This is a genomic window from Butyrivibrio sp. DSM 10294 (genome assembly GCF_028539135.1).
Classification (GTDB): Bacteria; Bacillota; Clostridia; order Lachnospirales; family Lachnospiraceae; genus Butyrivibrio.
On record NZ_JANSWL010000008.1, the window covers coordinates 1 to 2,717 of the forward strand.

At 44.7% G+C, this 2,717-nt stretch carries 2 protein-coding genes and 1 pseudogene; all 3 read left to right on the forward strand.

Features of this window, described 5'->3' with window-relative positions; genetic code table 11:
* Window positions 1–479: 479 nt before the first annotated feature.
* Window positions 480–1,682 carry a hypothetical protein gene (locus tag NXH67_RS00060; protein WP_272795915.1) on the forward strand — a complete coding sequence of 401 codons (1,203 nt, stop codon included), beginning with the start codon at window positions 480–482 and terminating at the stop codon, window positions 1,680–1,682.
* 18 nt (window positions 1,683–1,700) lie between these two features.
* Entirely contained in the window at window positions 1,701–2,063 is a 363-nt protein-coding gene (locus tag NXH67_RS00065; RefSeq protein WP_272795916.1) for a hypothetical protein, read from the forward strand.
* A 252-nt stretch (window positions 2,064–2,315) separates the two neighbouring features.
* A pseudogene (locus tag NXH67_RS00070) lies at window positions 2,316–2,717 on the forward strand (hypothetical protein); the annotation flags it as partial.

Sequence of the window (2,717 nt, forward strand, 5' to 3'; positions counted from 1 at the left end):
AGCTCCCTTTAAGATTTCTCATAAGCTTATCCCTCCTTAAATAGCAGAGAGTTCTCAGATCAAATCCGGCAAAGAGCCAACCGCCTACCGTAATCGTAGTGGTAGCACCCATGCGATTATTATATCGAATGTATGTTTGTTTTGGCAATGATTCTTATTTCGCGCGTCAATAGACGATGAGTAGTGTTCACAGAATCAACTTGGGGACTGTCCCCACTCTCATGATGGAAGGCGAGGCAGAACGCAACAAACTCCAATCAGAGAATGATGCGCTTCGTAAAGAGCTCGAAGCACTTAAGGCAATGAGAAAATAATATGATGTTAGTCGCTGCAGGGATTGAGAATCTTTGCAGCGATTTTTTTGAACTCCCACTCTTCTGCAATTCGTCCGATTTCAATGTCAATTCGTCAGAAAATCACCTGTTAAACCAAATACTATGCTATGATCTATAAAAATCCGAGGAAAGCAGGTTTGGAAAATGAGTCAGTTTTTTGTTAAACCGGAAAGTCTTAAACAGTCAGGCAATTCTCTCACATCATCTTCTGAGAAAATTCGCAGTTATGCAGCACAGATAACCTCCATCAAAGACGATCTCGACGGCGAACTTTCAATGGTCAGAGCGTCTCTCGAATCAATAATCACCGACACCTATACCAGAGCTGATAAGGTGAGCGCTCTGGGGCAGGGCATCATCACCATTGCGGGTCTCTATGAGGCCGCAGAGAACAGCGTCCTGTCCAATCAATCTACTACAGACACCTTTACAGAGACCCCCGGAGGGTCCAAGAACGGCACCACAGATGTCTTCGACTGCACCGGAATGTATGGCGGCGATCAAAGGCATTTCAAAAATGTAGATGATGCTTTCTGTGACTGGATCCGCCAGCAGCATCCCGAATATGCCAACGTTCCCAATGATCAGTTAAAAGAGCTTCTGGTTAAATTTTCAACTGTAGGCTGCAACTGGACCGCTGCGGCCAATATAATCTTTGCTGAATTTTATGGACGCGAAGACGAGTTTAAGAAAAAATTCGGCTTTGATATGTACGAAAATGGCGAGTTGAACTATGATAAACTAATAGCTGATATCTTCTTATCCACTCAGGGCCAGTTCTATGTGGGTAATGGGGATACGATGGGCAAAGAAGCCTTGAGCGACAGCATGAACAATTACTATAGGCACAATCCTTCTGAGTTTGAGGCAAAGTATGGCTTTTCCCCCTTAGACAAAAACGGCAAACTCACCTCCGCAGCCATGAAGAAAATAAATGCAGAGCGTGACAAGCTGATCAAGGATGCCAAAGCCAACGATGGCGTAGTACACTGGGCCAACGATGAATACGGACTTGGCACCGATGAATTCCCCAACCGGATCAATCACTATCTGCGGGACAAAGGCATCAACAATTTCAAATACGATTCCGCTACAACCTATAGCAACAACACTATCGAAGAAGCTCTTAACAAAGGCAAGGACGTAATCATCTGCGCCAAAGACTTCAGCCTCTATGACCCTGCAACAGGTGCTGAGGTGCATAGCGGCGTCGGCGTTCATGCCATGGTTGTCACAGGTATCACCGCAGACGGTAACTACATCGTATCTTCCTGGGGCCAGGAATTCATTTACAAGCCCGGCTCAACCACCTATCATACAGCCATCATGGACATTAACAAAGGCTAAGAAACGGAGATTCCAATCATGAGAAAAAAAGCATTGTTTTTCATTTTATTAACAAGCCTCGCCGCAGGCTGCAGCTTCAACACCGCCGCCCCCGCAGATAACACCACCGCCGGGACCTCAGTCGAGGAAGAAATTGAAGAATACAATGGCGAATACGCCACCTTAACCAAAATAGACGGAAACAAAGTATACTTTGAAGGAAATGAACAGGGCAGAAAATACATTGCCTCAAAAAAGACCGTCCGCGGCCTCAGCGAAGAAAACAATGAAGGCCGTGAGTTCCTCATCATGTATCTCCCCTCCAAAAACAAAGTCCTTGACGACGGAACAATAGAACTTAAGGATGCTGAGATTACAGCGTCTGAATGGATAAATAACTAAGTCCCCCACCGGGAAACTGCAGTATAGTAGTGAGATCACCATTATTCTTGAGTTTTGTTGATCCTACAATCTCTTTCCGAGTCATACCGCCTTTTTTAGTGCTAAGTGCTTCCACCACCTTCACATAGCTGTCGCTATTAGTGAACAGCGTTCTATACAGGTGTTCGAACTCATCCCACATTGCGCCAGCCGCGAGAGAATCTACTTAGGGACGGTTGTGAGTCAAAGGGGACGTTTTTTAATGTATCCCCATTGTATTCTGAGTTTGCCTATGACGACGCATTCAGAACAATGGAAACAGAGTGTGATGACATAGTCATTCCCTTTGTCAATTATTTCTACAATGAAAACTATGACAAGACTGCTGTCATCACAAGAATGAGAAACGAACATTTCATCGAGCATCAGGACAAAACTGATGAAAAGAGAATAACAGATTCTCATTTTACCATCACCTACAAAGGAACAAGCAAAAAATATCACTGGGAATGCGAGAGCAAGAAATATGACGGTTCATTACTCGTCAAGCTCTTTGAATATGATTCGCAGGTTGCCGTAGATACAAGTGTCGTAAGAGGATCTGTTTTACGCGTAAACTTCCCCAACACCGGTCTACTGCTCCTTAGAAAGTCCGCCAGAACTCCTGACACCGCC

What these genes read in the sequence shown, in the direction of transcription:
- NXH67_RS00065 (WP_272795916.1), top strand. Translation starts at nt 1,701, where the DNA reads ATGAGAAAAAAAGCATTGTTTTTCATTTTATTAACAAGCCTCGCCGCA.
- NXH67_RS00060 (WP_272795915.1), top strand. Translation starts at nt 480, where the DNA reads ATGAGTCAGTTTTTTGTTAAACCGGAAAGTCTTAAACAGTCAGGCAAT.